15 protein-coding genes are annotated in these 17,093 nt (G+C 55.4%); 5 read left to right on the forward strand and 10 right to left on the reverse strand.

Going from position 1 to position 17,093, the window contains the following annotated elements:
- Positions 1-1,143, forward strand: a complete 1,143-nt coding sequence (locus C443_RS19615; protein WP_005538603.1) for a universal stress protein — start codon at positions 1-3, stop codon at positions 1,141-1,143.
- Positions 1,144-1,380: 237 nt separating this feature from the next.
- Here the strand turns inward: C443_RS19615 and C443_RS19620 are convergent, their stop codons facing one another.
- Together C443_RS19620 and C443_RS19625 are read right to left on the reverse strand one after the other, a co-directional pair.
- On the reverse strand, positions 1,381-3,654 hold the full coding sequence (locus C443_RS19620; RefSeq protein WP_005538604.1) for an amino acid permease: 2,274 nt from the start codon (positions 3,652-3,654) through the stop codon (positions 1,381-1,383).
- Entirely contained in the window at positions 3,647-4,084 is a 438-nt protein-coding gene (locus C443_RS19625; RefSeq protein ID WP_005538605.1) for a universal stress protein, read from the reverse strand. Before C443_RS19625 ends, C443_RS19620 begins: the two co-directional genes overlap by 8 nt.
- 210 nt (positions 4,085-4,294) lie before the next feature.
- Between C443_RS19625 and C443_RS19630 the strand changes: the two genes are divergently transcribed.
- The gene (locus C443_RS19630) at positions 4,295-5,167 is read left to right on the forward strand and encodes a universal stress protein (RefSeq protein ID WP_005538613.1); all 873 of its coding nucleotides are present in this window, start codon (positions 4,295-4,297) and stop codon (positions 5,165-5,167) included.
- Here the strand turns inward: C443_RS19630 and C443_RS19635 are convergent.
- The 3 genes from C443_RS19635 to trkA form a co-directional block, all read right to left on the reverse strand.
- Entirely contained in the window at positions 5,164-5,427 is a 264-nt protein-coding gene (locus C443_RS19635) for a hypothetical protein (RefSeq protein WP_005538614.1), read from the reverse strand. The genes C443_RS19630 and C443_RS19635 overlap by 4 nt on opposite strands.
- A 144-nt stretch (positions 5,428-5,571) precedes the next feature.
- Entirely contained in the window at positions 5,572-7,140 is a 1,569-nt protein-coding gene (locus tag C443_RS19640) for a TrkH family potassium uptake protein (RefSeq protein WP_005538615.1), read from the reverse strand.
- An 82-nt stretch (positions 7,141-7,222) separates the two neighbouring features.
- Complete coding sequence (gene trkA / locus C443_RS19645) at positions 7,223-8,557, reverse strand: Trk system potassium transporter TrkA (RefSeq protein WP_005538616.1); 1,335 nt, start codon at positions 8,555-8,557, stop codon at positions 7,223-7,225.
- A 1,853-nt stretch (positions 8,558-10,410) separates the two neighbouring features.
- Between trkA and C443_RS19655 the strand changes: the two genes are divergently transcribed.
- Positions 10,411-11,640: a glycosyltransferase gene (locus tag C443_RS19655; RefSeq protein ID WP_005538618.1), complete on the forward strand. Its 1,230-nt coding sequence runs from the start codon at positions 10,411-10,413 to the stop codon at positions 11,638-11,640.
- 46 nt (positions 11,641-11,686) lie between these two features.
- On the opposite strand, the gene C443_RS22265 is transcribed toward C443_RS19655, so the two are convergent.
- The 3 genes from C443_RS22265 to C443_RS19665 form a co-directional block, all read right to left on the reverse strand.
- Positions 11,687-11,782: a hypothetical protein gene (locus C443_RS22265; protein ID WP_311241349.1), complete on the reverse strand. Its 96-nt coding sequence runs from the start codon at positions 11,780-11,782 to the stop codon at positions 11,687-11,689.
- A 140-nt stretch (positions 11,783-11,922) separates the two neighbouring features.
- Positions 11,923-12,324: a hypothetical protein gene (locus C443_RS19660; RefSeq protein WP_005538619.1), complete on the reverse strand. Its 402-nt coding sequence runs from the start codon at positions 12,322-12,324 to the stop codon at positions 11,923-11,925.
- Complete coding sequence (locus tag C443_RS19665; protein WP_005538620.1) at positions 12,321-13,190, reverse strand: ParA family protein; 870 nt, start codon at positions 13,188-13,190, stop codon at positions 12,321-12,323. Before C443_RS19665 ends, C443_RS19660 begins: the two co-directional genes overlap by 4 nt.
- 630 nt (positions 13,191-13,820) lie before the next feature.
- Between C443_RS19665 and C443_RS19670 the strand changes: the two genes are divergently transcribed.
- Positions 13,821-14,900: a CNNM domain-containing protein gene (locus tag C443_RS19670; protein ID WP_005538621.1), complete on the forward strand. Its 1,080-nt coding sequence runs from the start codon at positions 13,821-13,823 to the stop codon at positions 14,898-14,900.
- A gap of 85 nt (positions 14,901-14,985) precedes the next feature.
- Here the strand turns inward: C443_RS19670 and C443_RS19675 are convergent, their stop codons facing one another.
- Positions 14,986-15,840: a coenzyme F420-0:L-glutamate ligase gene (locus C443_RS19675; protein ID WP_160163372.1), complete on the reverse strand. Its 855-nt coding sequence runs from the start codon at positions 15,838-15,840 to the stop codon at positions 14,986-14,988.
- Positions 15,841-16,029: 189 nt separating this feature from the next.
- On the opposite strand from C443_RS19675, the gene C443_RS19680 reads away from it, so the two are divergent.
- Positions 16,030-16,317 (forward strand): amphi-Trp domain-containing protein, encoded by a 288-nt coding sequence (locus C443_RS19680; RefSeq protein ID WP_005538623.1) that lies wholly within the window; start codon positions 16,030-16,032, stop codon positions 16,315-16,317.
- Between the two features lie 109 nt (positions 16,318-16,426).
- Here the strand turns inward: C443_RS19680 and C443_RS19685 are convergent, their stop codons facing one another.
- On the reverse strand, positions 16,427-17,089 hold the full coding sequence (locus C443_RS19685; RefSeq protein ID WP_394295052.1) for a hypothetical protein: 663 nt from the start codon (positions 17,087-17,089) through the stop codon (positions 16,427-16,429).
- Positions 17,090-17,093 lie beyond the last annotated feature (4 nt).

Here is a 17,093-nt window from a genome sequence, read left to right on the forward strand (position 1 = left end):
ATGTCCGAGAACTCCGAGCCAGCCAGCGTTCGAATCACCGTCCCGGAGCGATCTTCGGGTTCGGATGATGAACCGTATCTTCGTAGCGCGCCGCCTATCCAATCTCCAGGGTATAGAGTTATCGTTCCCGTTACTGAGACGCTGCTTGATAGCTATACAGGGATCAACGTCCGCCGGTTTCTACAAACAGCGGTCGCACTGGCTGCTGATAACGGCGGCCGGGTACTCTTGCTTGGCATCGAGACGGTGACAGACGAAGCAGAACTGGGCCATGTTCGAGAGTATATCCGGACGGAACAAGCGAGCCAGGCCGATACGAACCCCACCATCGAGACACTCGAAAACAGACGGACACAGTTGGCGGAGATGAGTACTCTAGCACAGGAACTCACGCCGAGTGTTCCGGTCAGTGCAGCCGTCAGAACCGTGACAGACCTGACTAAGGGTCTTCTTGCTGTCATAGACGATGAGAGTGAGGCGGCTGTCCTGCTGCCACGCGGAACCGGCCTCAACCAGGGCTGGTTGTTCAAGCGAAGTACAATTGACGCGGTCTTGACGGACGCTGAGTGCGATGTGTTCGTCGAAAAGATGGGGGCCAGAGGAGGGGAGAACGCACTGTACGTACCGAGCGTTGATGAGCATACTGTCGCACCGCTCACTGAATCGGAAGCCGAAACGATAGACTCGATACTATTACCGGTCGGGGCAGGCCCGCACTCTGCCCTCGCTGCGGAAGCAGCACGCGCGGTAGCACGTGCCACAGGTGCATTTGTGACCGTGTTCCACGTGGTACCACCTGAATCATCTGCTGAGGCGAGAAGCGACGGTGAAGACCTGTTAAAGTTCGCTGAATACGTGCTCGGTTCCGACATACCGATTACAACGACCATCAGGGAGGCTGCTGATACCGCTGATGCAATTATAACGGAAGCGGAGTCTCATGATGCCGTATCAATAGGAGCGCCGGAACAGAAATCACAGCTAGAAGCGTTAGTCTATGGGTCCGTACAAGAGACACTCTCAGAGCTTGATGCGCTGACTATTCTCATGTCTCGTGATTCTGACCAGACTATGCGGTCTCTCTACTACCGATGGAAACGAGGCATTGAGGCCGAAGGTGGCGAGAGCGAGTCCAACAAGTGAGGCCATACAGCAGAAGGTCGTGTCCTGACTTTATCAACACAACTTGGTGGCTACGGAACGAGCCGCGAAGCCAAGCGGGACAGTACTGTAGCCTGTGCTGGCTCGGCCAGCACGGCGACGGGATAGAACGAACTGAAGCGCTTGTTGCTTTCAGTGAGGTGCCGATTCATACAAGAAGACAGGTGGAGGAGCAATGCGGTTTCCCCTGCGTGCAGTAGTGGGGACCTGACCTACTGCCTACGATTCGAGGCGTCGAACGATGGCTTGGCGGATCGACATCGCGGATTCTTCAGGCCCACGGGACATGACGACAGTCTGATCCGTCTGTTCACCAATCGTCTCGGGCAGCGAGCCGAAGACAGCCTGTGACACCGCTCCCGTGCGGGTCGCACCTACACAGATTGTATCGTATCCTGTAGCTGCATCGAGAATCGCCCCTTCGATATCCTCGGCCACTTCGATACGGCTCTCGTACTGTGTCTCTTCGAGACCGGTCCGTTCAACGAACTCTTCGATGAGCGCCTCGCCCCGCTCCCGTGGGGAAAGGCCGTCATCGTCTTCGCCTGGCTCTTGAACGTTGAACAGCGTCAACCTGGCTTCCTCGTCGGCCGCCTCGGCAAACTCTCTGGCCCGACGGGCAGCCACTGGTGCGTGTGGCCCCTCACCGGCCAAGACCATGATTTCGCCCGTCGCGCGTCCACCTTCTGGACCGAGTTTCACGAGCGTCGCATCACACGGTGCACGACCGATGACAGGGTCGATTGTGGAGCCGAGAACGTGTTCTCGTCGGCTTCGCTTGCCTTTCCAGCCGAGGAGAACGTGGTCAGCGCTTTCCTCCTCAATAACGTCCAGAATCGCTGAGCCAGCGTTGCGACCAACGATGGCGTGCGTTCGGAGCCCGACATCAAGGTCGTCAGCGATGTCCCGTGCAGAGTCCAGCAGTTCCTGCTGGCGTTCGACTCGTGTCTCCTCGAATGTGAGATCCTGTTCCAGTGAAGTCTGCTGTGGGACTTCGATGATGTTCACCGCGACAACCTCGGCCGTTTCGCTATCGTGTGCGTGTGCGCTCGCCGCTGCCATCCGGAGAAGGTCCCGTTCCGTTTCGGGATTTGCCACGGGAACAACAACCCGATAGCGTCCCTGCCCGTCCGCTACTGTGGTCGGTTCTGGCGCGATTGCCTCCCCAACTAGGCTCTGGCTGAGTGCTCGGTCCCGGGCGTACACGAAGTACCAGAGGATTCCAAAGATAACGATGATACCGCCGATGGCTTGCACGATGAAGCTCATCTGGAGGAGAATGGCGATACAGGCGACGAAACCGAGAATCGGGACAATCGGGTACAGCACGCTCGGAATTCGGAACGCCGGGTCGTAGGCGTCAGGATCGGCACGACGGAGGACGATCACCGCGATATGGACGAGCGCGTACGTGACGAGGTACATGAAACTCGCCACTTCTGCGAGTGTCCCGATGCCGACGCCGATGGCGATGAGCACGAGCGTGATAATGCCGGTCGCGGAGATGGCACGATATGGCGTCCGGAACCGGTCGTGGACCTCGTTGAGCCAGTTGATGAGAATCTTGTCCCGACCCATGGCGAAGTTCACGCGGGCCGCCGAGAGGATACTCGCGTTCGCACTCGACACTGTCGCTAGAACGGCTCCCACGATCATCGCTAAGGCTCCGATTGGCCCCATGATTTCCGTCGCTACGTCGGCGACTGGTATCGGAGAGTCTGCAAGCGCCTCGATTGAGAGCGTCCCGGTCGAGACGAACATCACCCCAACGTACATCAGCGTCGGCGTCACGACGGCCGCAATCATCGCCAGCGGAAGATTGCGGCTCGGATTCTTGATCTCTTCGGCACTAGTCGCGATAACTTCGAAACCGATGAAGGTCACATAGACGGTCCCGATCGTCGCTGCGACGGCCGGCCAGCCCTCTGGTGGGAGGAACGTTCCGATCGTTGGCCCACTCGCGGCCCCCAGCCCGAGGAACGCCACGATGAGGCCAACCAGAGTGAGGACGATGACGTTCTGGAGTGCCCCGGTCTCTTTGACGCCGTAGTAGTTGACTCCAGTCAGCAGCGCCGCCATGACGAGTGCTGCGACGGTTATCCCGATTTCACCCCATCCGGCCAGGAACCCGATGTACTTTCCAAGCCCGGGGAGCAGATATTGACCGAAACCGATCATGTAGAACGCACTGGCAAAGGTCAGCCCGGCCCACATTCCCCAGCCGACGATACTGCCGAAGAATGGACCGAGCGCGCGGTTAACGTAATAGTAGCTTCCACCGGCTTTGGGCATCCCCGTGGCTAATTCCGACAGTGAAATAGCAGCGAGCAGCGAGACTAAGCCGCCGGCAAAGAAAGAAATCATGCTCGCGGGTCCTGCCTGCTCGGCAGCGATGCTCGGGAGGACGAATATCCCAGCACCGATCATCGTCCCGAGGCCAATCGTATACGCTTCGAGAAAGCCGAGGTCGCGTGCGAGTTCTTGATCAGTCATCGTTAGGTTCAGGTAGTGTAATAACGGGTAGGTCGCTCTCGGAGACGAGTGACAGTCCCACGTCGCCGGTCAGCAGGCGAATCCACCGGTTGCCACCCCGTGGAGTGAAAACGATCGCACTCGCGTTGATTTCGTGCGCGGTTTCAATAATCGTCTCTGCAACGTCAGTCCCATAGCGGATTTCGGTGGTGGGCGTGCAGTCGGTATCGGCCATCTCGTCACGAGCAACGCTGAACATTTTATGTGCGTAATCCTCTCGCTGCTCGACTGACGCTTTGTCCGGGGCGCCACCCGCCTTCTCGATGACGTTAATAACGGTTACATCTCCCTCCGCCGACTCTACATACGGTCGCAGCGCCCGCATGGTCGATTCTGCATCTTCCGGTGACGCAACAGGTACCAGGGCGTGTCTGAACAGCGACTCCGGCATACTATCCCCTCCGAAGCCGGCTGTCGGAGTGTTGATGTCCCTGAGATCTCGTGGTCGTAGTGAGAATCATACTGACTAGTCTCACGGACTGTATATGAATTATTTGTCTTTGCCGCTATCCATTGGTCATCCAACTATTGCACGGTCGATTTGCTACGGAATGCGGAATCAGCACCTGCGTTTAATACTGATGGGCCACCACTCGTTTACATGAGTCATGATGAGGGTAGTCTCCGAGAGTTTCTAGAGCGGTCCGAGACGCCTGATTCGCCACCCCGTATTCTCTACCCGATATTCAGTTCCCACGACAACTTCACGTTCGAGACAGCGATGAATATCGCTGAGGGTGTCGAGGGAGAACTACTTGTCCTTGATTTACTCACCGACAACAGCCTCCGTAGCACTGAGGTGACATCAATCGGCCGAAAATTACTGCAGGCACACATAGACGAGGACCACACTGTCGATGCGCATTTAATCGTCGAAGAGACAGATAGTCCACTCTCGACTGCGGTTACCGTCGCACAGCAACGGCATGTCCAACTCGTCGTGTTCGACGAACACACGCCCGAGTTGCTGGGCGAAGGGCTTCGCGGTGACGCGGCCGACCAGATGCGAAAAAAAGCAGCATGTGACGTGGTCTCAGTCACGCATCCCCGGAGTGGGGCAAGCATCTCTTCGGTGCTCGTCCCACTTGCTGGTGGCGAACATTCTGGTCTCGCAGTCGTCGTCGGCGGAGCGCTGGCAGCAGGCGCGAACGCTGTTGTCGAGCTCTTTCATGTAACACAGGACAAAGCTGAGACCGAGGCCGCACAGGCCACGGAACTGTTCGACACGGCACGGGCACGGCTCCCCGAGTCGGTCGAACTGGATACGCACCATCTTGAAGCGCCTGACGCCGCGGAGGCAATCATCGACGAGTCTGCCCACTACGACGTAACTGTAATAGGCAAACCGACTCAGAGCCGTCTCATAGAATTTATTACTGGCTCGGTAACCAAATCCGTAACCGAAGCCTCAGAAAACGCGGTTCTTACAGTCCAGCGTGGCGACGACGATGGGTTCAGTTTTGAGGGACATTAATCCTCGCGCGTGGGAGTCTCATCGTGGTCTGGTTCGACGACCCATTCGGCACCTTCCTGTACCACCGTGCCAGTGTACGACTGTTCAATAGCATCGCTGTCCTGTTCAACCACCTCGTACTCGTAATCCTGGTCGGTAACAGCCTCGAGTGACGAGATACGGACACCCCTGTCACCATTGGCCTGTGCATACACAAACAGCGCGGAGTAATAGTCATGAATAGCGTCTTCTATCTGCTCTTCAGCAGTATCATCGGTCATGAGTTATGGATACATAAGCGCGCATAAAAAGGCTATGTTGAATGCGTATTCCCATCTATTTTAAGACCGGATTGCTAATGGCCTTGGTTCTACAGACAGCCCAACTCCAAAGCCGCGAGGTAGATTCGGTCCGGTGTATTGGCACTACCACTCCCAGAACGACCGGGTGAAGAGCACCAGCATAGGGATCACTTCGAGTCGGCCAAGCCACATCAGAACTATCATCAGGAGTTTCGAGGTCGCTGGGAAAGAGAGATAACTCCCGAACGGACCGAGCAGACCGAACCCTGGTCCGATGTTTCCGATGGTCGCGATGCTTGCGCTGAGTGCTTCGATCGTCGTGAGGCTGAGGCCGACGCGACTGGCATCGAGTGCAATTACCACGGTTGACACCCCGAAAATAAATAGATAGAGAAACGTGAACGAGAAGACGCCTCTGACGACATCCTCGTCGACAGTGCGCCCGCCGAGTTTGACTGGTTCGACGACGTCTGGGTAGACTGTTGTGGACAGTTGCCGCCGAGCAGCCTTGAGAAGGACGAGCCATCGGATGATCTTGATGCCGCCACCAGTCGATCCTGCTGACCCACCGATGAACATCACTCCCAATAACAGCACTTGCGCCCATTCGCTCCACTGTGCGAAATCGCTCGTCGCGTATCCCGTTGAGTTGAGCAGTGTGACTGTCTGAAACAACGCCTGCCGGAGCGAGTTCTCAGCGATGCCTCGGGTGACACCTCCCAGTTCTAGCGGCGGAGCCGCTCCAGTGAACAAGAGTCCCCAGAGGAGAACCGTGACCCCACCGATGGCCCCAATATATCCCTGAAACTCTCGATTCCGAAACACGTCGAGATACTGCCCGTGGAGAACGAAATAAAAGAGCGCAAAGTTCGTCCCCGCAACGATGATGAAGGGAATCACGAGCCACTGGACTGCTGGCGAGAAGGCAGCGATACTCTTAGCTTGGGGAGAGAATCCGCCGGTTGGAAGCGTTGTGAAGCCGTGAGCGATCGCGTTGTACAGGTTCATGTTGGGCGCCCACCCCCGCAGGTGGAGACCGTAGAGGAGACAGATCAACAGGACAGTGAATCCGGTGTAGACAAGCCACAGGATGCGGGCCGTTTCGGCAATCTTGGGCGTCAGCTTCTGTAGTTCTGGGCCGGGTGCTTCGGCGCTGATGAGTTGCGCACCGTTGACCGCTAGCTCGGGGAGAATGGCCACCATGAGCACGATTATCCCCATCCCACCGAGCCATTGCGTCAGTTGGCGGTACATCAACAGGGCATGAGAATGCCGTTCGAGCGAGATTTCGCCCAAAACGGTTGCCCCCGTCGTAGTGAATCCCGAAGTGGATTCGAACAACGCGTTAACGAACGAGTTGAACAGGGCACTCGGCGAGCCGAGTGCGAGCCCGACCGTCGATTGAGTGCCCATGCCGGCGAGCAGGTACGGTATCGTCCCTCCCACAGAGACACCGACCCAAGCCAGAGTGACAAACAACAGCGCTTCCTCAAGTCCGAGGTCAGAGTCATCCTCAAGACGTTCGAGTGCAAGTCCGAGGGCGGCTGTCATGGCGATCGACACGAGAAAGACCAAGCGATCATTCCCGTAGATAATCGCGACGGACAACGGGAGCGCCATCGTCACGGCGAGGTACTTCAGAACTGTCCCGACGAGCGCGACGCTCTGTCGCCAGTTGACGCTTACCTGCATTCAGAAACACCACCCATAGAAATCGGGTAGCGCCCCGTCGCGTTGCTAGCTCGGCCAGTGGAATGGCGGTTCCTGTGCATCATTACAGCCGTTCGATCGTGTCCTCGACGACATCGCTATCAGCGAGTATCACGGCATGGTCGCCGGGTTCGATGACGGTATCGCCACGGGGCATACGGTAGCTCCCGTTGCGCGTGAGCGCTCCGATGACGACATCCTCCGGAAGGTCACCGATCGCCTCGCTAATCGGTTGTCCTGCGAGCACGCTATCTGTGTCAATACGGATCTCGATCACCTCGGCTTGATTGTCTTCCAGCAGAGCGACGTTCTGAGTGTCTTGGTCACGGATGAACTCGATGATCTCCCGAGCTGTCGCCCGGCGCGGGTTCACAGCGATATCGACCCCTGCATCTTCGAACAGATCGACGTACTCGCCGTGGTCTACAATAGCGACCGACTGGTCCGCGCCCTCTCGCTTGGCCCGCAGGGCAGCCAGCAGATTCTCTTCGCTGTCGTGTGCGAGCGCTGCCACCACGACATCGACATCAGCCATCCGTTCATTTTCGAGGAAGTCCCGGTCGGTCGGGTCCTTGTTTCGAACCGTGGTGGCGGATAACCGTTCGGAGAGTTCCCTGGCACGGTCGGCGTCTGTCTCGATGAGATGAGGACGGAGACCACGTTCTTCAAGAAGCCGGGACGTATAGTAGCCGGTGTCGCTCCCGCCGATGATCAGCACGTTCTGGGGACCTGTCTCTCGTGGGGCCAGTTCGGTGCCGAACGAGTGGACCGAATCGGGTCGGCCCGTGACGACCACGTTATCTCCCGGTTGGATACGTGTCTTCCCAGTCGGAAAGATTGTCGCTCCGTTCCGGAAGATGACAGCGAACGTGAGCGCGTCGTACACATCGGCTTCACTGATCGTTTGGCCGAGAATTGGACTGTCCGGCTTGATTTCGAACTCGGCCATCTGAACCGTCCCGCCTGCGAAAACATCGAAGTTCTGTGCAGCTGGTAGGCCAATCCCTCCGGCTGCTGCGGCGACTGTCAGCAGATTACTCCCGACCATGAAATCGACATCGAAGACGTTCTTAGCCTGATCCCAGGTGTCGATATATTTCAGGTTCTTGACTCGTGCAACCGTCGTAACGTCAGTAAGTGCCCTCGCTGTGCCACAGGTGATGATGTTGATCTCGTCGCTGTCGGTACTAGCGATTAGAATATCGGCATCCTTGATGCCGGCCTCTCGGAGGGTTTCAATGGCCGAACTGTCACCAGGTACCGTGAGCACATCGAGGTCATATCTGAGTCTGTCAATCCGCTCGGTGTTCACGTCGATCATTACGATGTCGTGATTCGCATCGAGTGCTGCTGCGACCCTCGTTCCCACCTGACCAGCGCCAGCTATTATGACCCGCATTCGTGTATTTGATTCATATCCGGATATATTGATTTGACTCCTCGCTTCCGATTCCACTGATATCAACAAGCTGTCAGACTACATAGAAATTGGTGGTTTGACGTTGACTACATAGTATTTTAAGCATCTGCCTTAGGAATGATGTCTGAGGAGACGTAACCTCTGGTTCATCGTACATCTCTTCGTTAAACTCCGAGTTCGTCGAGTGGTCTTGTAGGGATTGATCTGCTGTCCAGACACCGGCGTAAAGTCGACTTCAGTCACACTTCCTGCAGCATCGGTTGAGCGTATAAATTATGCACCCCGAATCCTCGCGAACGACCGACACAGCACAGATTCCAGAGAGTCGTATAACCACCCGTAGCCGATCGATGTAGGCACAAATTCGATATGTGGATTCTTCATACTATTTATGAACTACGTTAGAATTTTAACATGCATTGGGCTGGCTATACAGTATGTACATTTTTCAGATGCGGAAGAATTTGACGTACTGAAGAAGCGATGGTTAGTACGAGATTGGTACTTTTACTGAATGGAGTGCTCCCTAGTGAGGCAAGAATTGAAATGCTAGTACTCCTCCTCACAGTGGGTACTCTCCTCATAGGAGTCCCGACAGTTGGGATGTATCGGGAAGCGAACCAGCACGACAACCACCTGTCCGCGTGGACTGGGGGAATGTTCCTGTTGGCCCTCTGTATTCCTGTATTCGGGCCGATTCTCCTCTGGTTACTGTACACCGGTATAGAGGTCAAAGAGTGAAAATCTACAATCATCAATACGCAGTCTTATTGAGCAGTTAATTCAGCCAAGATCCTCTAAATCTCATATTGCGTACATTGAGACTGGCGGTCTCAACTACTGTGAAACCTAGGAGAACTGAGACTACAAGAGGTTTAGCAGGACTTAATGCATGTATTTGGACGTACCGTCGAGATGAAACTGCTCCAGATTAGCTCTCAATGTCGCTAAGCAGTATGAGTGACCAGTAATGGGCACAAATAATAGTTGCTTCGTTGGGTCCAACTGCACATCGGGCGCTCTGTGGATAGCACAGTGTGACCTATTCGGATTTTACAGAAAAACATGGTCAGAAACATCTGAGGAGTGACCAGATTAAAGAGTCGATCACTGAGACGGCTACTGAAATCAATAAAAGGGTACAGATCATCATAATGAAGCCCACAATTATGCGTGGGAGTCGGTGCGCTATTAGAAAATTAAAGCGTCCCCACTCTGCCTCATATAGATAGCTCCGAATCCGCCACACACTCGCAAACCCCAGTGCGAAACCAACGATAGTCACAACAATAGCAGACACCGAACGGAAATCTACTATCACATGTATCCCCTGCGTGTGCCAAGCAGTACAATCCTCCGGCGGAGGCCACGTTTCGCGAGATCCGGATAATCCATCTGTGCAGTTGGGTTCGTAAAGTAGTTGATGACTACAACCGGTGGTAAGCAACCGGTAGCGACGTACAGAGCCGAGTGGACAGGTGAATCAGTCCCGTCGGTCGGGCACCTGCTCGTAGACGACGTATCCGGCGTCTGAGACTGGCCATCATGGACAGGATCGTGATCGTTAGCTAGAGTTTCAAATAGGTCTCAGATTGAGCGAAAGAGTATTTGTCCCTGAACACTCTCGCTCAAATCATCGAATATCCCCGCTGTTTCCGTATGATGACTTCGTAACCCAACACTGCGTGCTGAGAGTTTTGCTGTGTCGTCTGGCGTCGAGCAGTTCCCGTCCACCACATCAGCGATGACAGCTTGTACTCACAGGCACGGACCTACATCGAAGCAGTGGCCTCAAATAGATAGTATATAGTACAATAGTTGGAACCTATTGGATGCTAATTGGTACGCTACTGTTTGCGACGACGACGTTTCTCATTTGGGTTGCGCTGGTCTATTCGTTGTCAGCGCTCTGGTGGGTAATAGAAGTCTTACCACTCGGTATCGGATGGAACTCGAGTGAGATGGACGCATGGGGACTGGATGACGTACAGGTGCGCGTTCTCACAATCGAAGCGGAAGACGTTGTTCAGGCAACCGTTGACTCAGTTCCCGACACTGTTGCCGGAATCAAGGTTATTGCTGAACAGAATATTGAAATCGATGGGGCAGCGGTGCACATCGTACCAGACTCATTCAGTTGTGAAGCAACGAACAAGGGCCGCGCTGTGGAGTGGGCACGGAGACACGTCTCCTGTGACGCAGAGTACGTATTGTACCTCGATGAAGATACACTGGTTACTGGGTTGACTGGCCTCCCTGAAGCAGACTTCGTGCAGTTTACTGAGAAGCCGATTTTCACGGGTTCACGGCTAGCCTATCTGTGTGAGGTGTTCCGAGTCGGTTACCAGTTCGAACAGCGTGCATTCCGTCGTCTTTCGTATCCACTGTACGCATGGGGCGGTGGCTTTGCAATCCGACACGAGTTGGAGGATGAACTGACTTGGGACGTGGCGACGATTACAGAAGACACGAACCTCATTTGGCGGGCTGCTGATCGGTTTGACTTAGAGTATCGGCTCGTCGACGCTCGATTTCGGAATCAAGCGCCACCATCGCTGAAAGCGATGATTAAGCAACGCCGTCGGTGGATGTCCGGGACACTGAAAGATAATCATATCCTCCCACTATTGTACCAACCACTGACACTAACTCGCGTCGTGTCCTGGGGATTTTCTCCAGCTATTCCACTGTTGATTATTGGTGCATCATTCGTCCCCGGTGCAACAGTCAGCATCCAGTTCTTCGAACTGATTTCGACTGCGCTACTGGTCGTGCTGTTTATTTATATGCTGTTTGGCCTATGGGCCTACAGAAAACATCCATTGCTGTGGCCGGTGTTCCTAATATTGACACCGCTGGCCGTTGTCCTCCATGCAATCGGGGCTGCATGGGGTGTTATTAGCCCAATCGAGGAATTTGAGGTCACAGAGAAAGTCGCACCCGAGACCGTCGAAGACGTCAACCCAGAATTGAGCGAGGGCGCAATCGCCGCTCATGAGGGACAAGACCGTCTTGTCCGGGACTCAGCTGACGAATTCGATACAGAGCTGTTCAGAGACTAGCTGTACTCGCAGAGCACATTGTTGACGGGTGCGAACTTCGGTGCATTCATCTCAAGCACATCAGGTCGGCCCGTTTGCCTCCCTCGAGACTCCCGATTTCGCCACCGATGTTGAGTGTTTTTGCACCCTCAATGGTGAGCATCTGGACCAGTTCTCGAGAGGTGAAATGGCCAGCCCCCCATAGGTTGGCCGCGAGGAGCCGGTCAGCAAGCAGGCCCGTGTCATCAGGGAGGGCAAGCTACGGTATCCCCAGCCACCTACTGGGAAAAACACAAAACGGGCCTATCGTCCGTATCCCCACTCTTCGAGGATTTCGGTGAGATCATCGACCTGCTCTAGACCGACAATGATAGCAGCTTCCCGGAGGTCAGCCTTCTTGACCGTCTCACCGAGTTCTGACTCAACGTCTGACCGAGTCTGGCGCTGGGAATCCAACGTAGACTGCTGGAGGTGGAGCTGTACCGTCTTCTCTCGGCCGTCTGTGATACTGGAGCGGTCGAAAATCCACGGTAGTTCGGAACCCGAAGGAGTCGATAGCTCGGCTGACCTCCTCTCCGGTTTGTTCGTCTCCACCGAGGTGGCTGGCGTCTCAGTGACATCGGATCTCTCAGTCACCATGTCCTCATCTGACTCGTCGCTCCCGAGCGGATCGTCGTCGCTCGCCCCACTCTTGAAGCCCGTCATGCTGGCTCCTCCAGCGCGCCTGGTTCAGGCGGATTTGGTGCTTCCAGCCCGACCTCCCCCTCCAAGAAACGGGCAATACGGTCTATCTGAGCCAGCGTCTCGACCTCGTAATCACGACGCCGGCTCCGGTGTTCCCGGACATACCGGAAGGCCGAACACTGCTGTTTCCAGCACCCTTCCATGAGTGACGTTCGATCACCGATTACTTCGGGGGTCGAGAACTCGACGTCTCCCAGCATCTCACGCTGGTCCGTGGTATTCTTGACTCCGTTCGGGATGGCCGCCAGAACACCGACATCTATGTTGAGTTGCTCTGCGAAGTTCGTCGCCAAGTCAGCTAGTCCTTCGACGGACGCCTGGCCTTTCCATGACGGTTCGACTGGGATGACGAGATTGCGAGTGACGTATATCGAATTGTAGAGATGGTCCGACTCTGTCGCAGGAGGGTCACAGAGCAAGACGTCATACTCATCGCCGACGCCCCCATCTCTGAGTACTCGCTGGAGTTGCGCATAGATGTTGTACGCATCGCCGAGGTCCTCAGCTTTGGACTGCTCACGGGCTAAGTGGTCTGATAGATCGGACAGCATGTTATGTTCTGGAACGATATCGACGCCCTCCGCCGTTCGAATGAGGTCCTTGAACGGGCCTCGTGGGCTATTTACCATATGTCGGACGAGGTTGTCAGCGCCACTATTGGCTCGGTCTGTGTCGACTCCCATCAGGCGAGACAGGTCACCGTCCTGTGGGTCCAGTGGCACTATGAGTGGTTTGAGTCCTGCCCGAGCGTGTGCGACTGCAAGGTTCGCTGTCAGCGACGTTTTTCCGACACCCCCGGCCTCCGAGTAGACAGTGTAACTCAGCATACTCCTGTCTGTCTCTCTCTTGCTCATGAATCTTTGTCAGACAACTCATCTAAGTCACTAATCTAAGACACTCTTCTAAGAGTCTTGCCTAAGATTCTAATCAAAGACGATAATCTAAGATTCCTGTCTAAGGTAGGAAGACAAAATCTTAGATGAATGTCTTAGTTCCAACACCGTCGGTAAGCGCGTTGAATCGGGACAGACAGACGCAAAGCTGACATAAGTTACAGACCGGTTCTTGAGACCGATTGACCTCCGGAAGGTTGACACTCGAAGAAGAACCAAAACGGCCGACTCCCAGCGACGACGGTATCCGTGGAACGAAACCGGCAACAGATGCTTCGCTCCGCTCGGACTCGCCACTCTGTTCGGTATCGACTCAGCGAACGCAGCCAGCAGTATCGGGTTGTCCTTGTCGATACCCACTTCGAACACGTTTCGCGTGGTGCTTTATCGATTTGGAGATCAGAGGCGACACTATTCGCAGAGAGGTCGTTACTACTGAACTGTAGACTGCGCCGGGAAACGGCCGAAATACTCGATACCCAGAGCTGACGAAACCCATATACGGCGTCCGACTGCTGCGTGTCAACAGTAGATTTAGATAATGTCAGGAAAAACCAGCGTTTGATGCCTATTTCGCTGGTAACGTGGGCCCGTCTGCTCGGTGGTGTTGCCCTCCTTCTGGGAAACAGCTTCTTCGTTACGACCGAGTTCGCGATGACCCGCGTCAGGCAGTTCGAGGAAGCAGAGTTTCTCGGTAATGGCCGTGGACTCGAACGCGCCTGGAACATGACCGAGCGATTGGAGATATTCCTCACAGGCTGTCAGGTGGGGATCACTATCTGTAGTGTCGGTCTGGGGGTTGTCGCCGAACCGGCGATCACAGCAGTGTTACGGCCCCTATTGGGTGCAGTTGGCGTTGCTGGCAGCGGACACACGACACTGTCTGTGCTTCTCGCGCTGGTGGTGGTCAATCTCACTCACGTTATCGTCGGCGAGCAGGCACCGACGTATCTGGGAATCGAGCGTGCCAAGTTCGTCGCTGGATACGGATCCGGACCGCTGTACGTTTGGACAAAGCTCATGTATCCAGCGATCATCGCAGCGGACTGGGTGGCCAAGACGTTGCTGGGCCTCTTCGGCGTCGAAATCGCCCGTTCGTGGACTGAATCGGAAACCGAGGGCGATCTCGCAACGACTCGGGCTGAACTGCGTAGTGAAATGGGTGACTCGCTCAGTCGAGTCGGCATCTCCGAGGAGCGACGGAACGAAGTTATCAACGCCCTCGACATCGGCGCGAAGCCGGTCAGCGAGATCATGGTTGCTCGCAGCGACATCGTGGCGCTCTCGACGACTGACGACTTCGAGACGAACATGGACCGGATCGACGGGATGCCATACGTCCGCTTTCCGTTGATCGAAGGCTCACTCGACTCGTTTGTGGGTGTTGTCTACGCGCCGACGGTGCTGCACAACTACGAAGCGCTGAATTCGGGGGCAACCACGCTCGAAGAACTGGCAACCCCGCCGCTAACCGTCGCTGCTGAGACGACGATCAGTGACTTCATCGACCAGTGTCAGGCCGCAAATCAGGAGCTCGCCCTCGTGGTGGAGGATGACGCTGTCGTCGGTCTCCTCACCGCGACCGACGCCTTCGAGGCAATCACCGGTGAACTCGAAGACCCAATGGATCGCGCGGCCGAGTGACTATCAGCCCAGGGCCAGCGTCATTAGCGTGCGGCGAGGATTCGATGCTCTTCATTGCTCCGGCTGGTAAGTTATATTGTTGCTGTCAGAACCACTCGCGGGCCTTCAGGCGAGTCGTCAACTGGACGCTCTTACGGAGTCCGCGGCGGACGACGCCGCCCGAATTCGGTACGCCCTCTCCATCTTCGTACTCCAACCCTCGGACGATCGTAACCGGAATCTGTTCGTCCGCCTGTCCGAAGAGCAATGCTGATCCGGCGGTGAGTTCGTCCGCAACGAGGTCAACACCGCCGACCTTCGGCTCTCCGTACAGATCTGTCTGTCCGAAGTTGTTATCGGTCGCTTCGATCCCTGAACACCCGATCGCCAGATCCATCGAACCCGGTCCGGCGATTTCCGAGTCGGCTAGGACGACAGCCACATCTGCGCCTGTGCGGGCCGCAATTCTCTCGCGCAGGCGACGCGCACTCTCGTCGGGATCTTCAGGCAACAACGTCATAATCCCGTCTGGACTGTTTGACCAATCGACGCCTGCGTTCGTACAGAGTCGACCGTTCCGCTCGGTCAGGAGCATCGCCGGTACCTCGTCAAGCGCTTCCTGCCCTGCGTCGGGGTCAACAGCGTGGTCTAGTAGCAGGTCTTCACCGACCTCTGCGATGGGGATCGCACCGATAACTTCGCTTTCATCGTAAATTACGGCCACTTCCCGCGGGTCGATTCCGGTGATATCGGCCACCCGACGGTCGCGGTCAGTCACCTCAATCTCGTCGGCTTCGACGAGTCGATTCTCGGCGAACGAGACGACCTTCGCGGTGACGACGACGATGTCTCCATCTGTCAGGGGATATTCTTCAGCCGTCGTGTCGACGATTCGGTTGACGAGGTCGTCGTTTGGCTCAACTCTGCCGATATCAAGTCCGTGGAACGTTAGTTCTGTCATCATCTAGATATTGGAAACAGCGCACTTCAACGCTGAGACGATTGTACATCGCTGGGAATAGACGAGACTTTCTTCGAAACGTGTCCCGCTTAGCTTACCGACTGTATCGGGCGGTTCGGCGGGGGCGTGATCACGTCGCACCCACAGGGCAGGCGGCTTTATTGGTGCAGGCTGTGTATCAGCACCTGTATGCCCGAGGAAGTCCTGTTCAAGTCAGAAAGTGACCAGAGCCGAGAAGAGATCGCATCGTACCTCCGGAAAGTCGCAGATAATCTCGACAGCGGAAGCGATATCAACCTGAAAGCAGGCTCCGAGTCTGTAACGCTGAATCCCCCTGCCCGACCGACCTTCGAGGTCAAAGCCGAACGCGAAGGGCCGGCAGACAATATGACTGAATTAAGTGTCGAATTCGAACTCGAATGGGACGAAAATGATGGCGAGGGGGGCGGCGAAAGTGGGCAGTTAGAAATCGAGTAATCACTCCGACGCACGCTGAGGAGTGATTCAGCGGAACGTATCTAACAAATGAAGTGGCTGTGCTGTCTGGCCCTCTACGTCTTGTCCTGTTTCCGTCTGGGAACTGCGTTTACGATACAATTTCCTGAATGTAGAGGTGGGCGTACGCGCTCGCCCACACGATAGAAAGTAAGTCACCGACACTTGTAGAAAGTACACGCAAAACAGGAGCCACCGAAGCGACGCTCGTCCCCATTTCGGGCAGATAGAGATTGCTTACACTCCCGATAGCGATTATTGCGATGAGCACGAATTTCCGTCGGTAGTTCGTCGTAATCTGCCAGCTAATCCGAAGTGATTTGAGAGGGCCATATTGGCCGATAACACAAGCCTCCGGTGCGAACCAAAACTTGAACAACAAGCCGAGAAACGGCACAGCAAAAACGAGCACACTCACCGCCGCAACGACGGGAAAGCCAACTATATCTGCGGGATTCCCTGGAATAGCGCCAGCAAGAAGGAGTAGTGGAAGAGACAGAAAGAATGGAACTGTCATCACGGAAAAAACGATAAGCAATGTTACGCCAATCAACGCCGGCGTCCGAGTAATGCTCCGATGGACTCCTTCGCGTATCGTTACAGAGCTATCAGTCAGTTCCCCGGCGACAATCGTTCCCACATAGGCTCGAATCAAGATGATAAACACAAACGCCGTCAGACCATCGAGTAGGTCGATTACGAGCATCGGAAACGTGTTGATGATGTCAGTCTCGAGAAGTCGGTTGGCTAAGATAGTC

The sequence above is a fragment of the Haloarcula argentinensis DSM 12282 genome (assembly GCA_000336895.1).
In the GTDB taxonomy this organism is placed as follows: domain Archaea; phylum Halobacteriota; class Halobacteria; order Halobacteriales; family Haloarculaceae; genus Haloarcula; species Haloarcula argentinensis.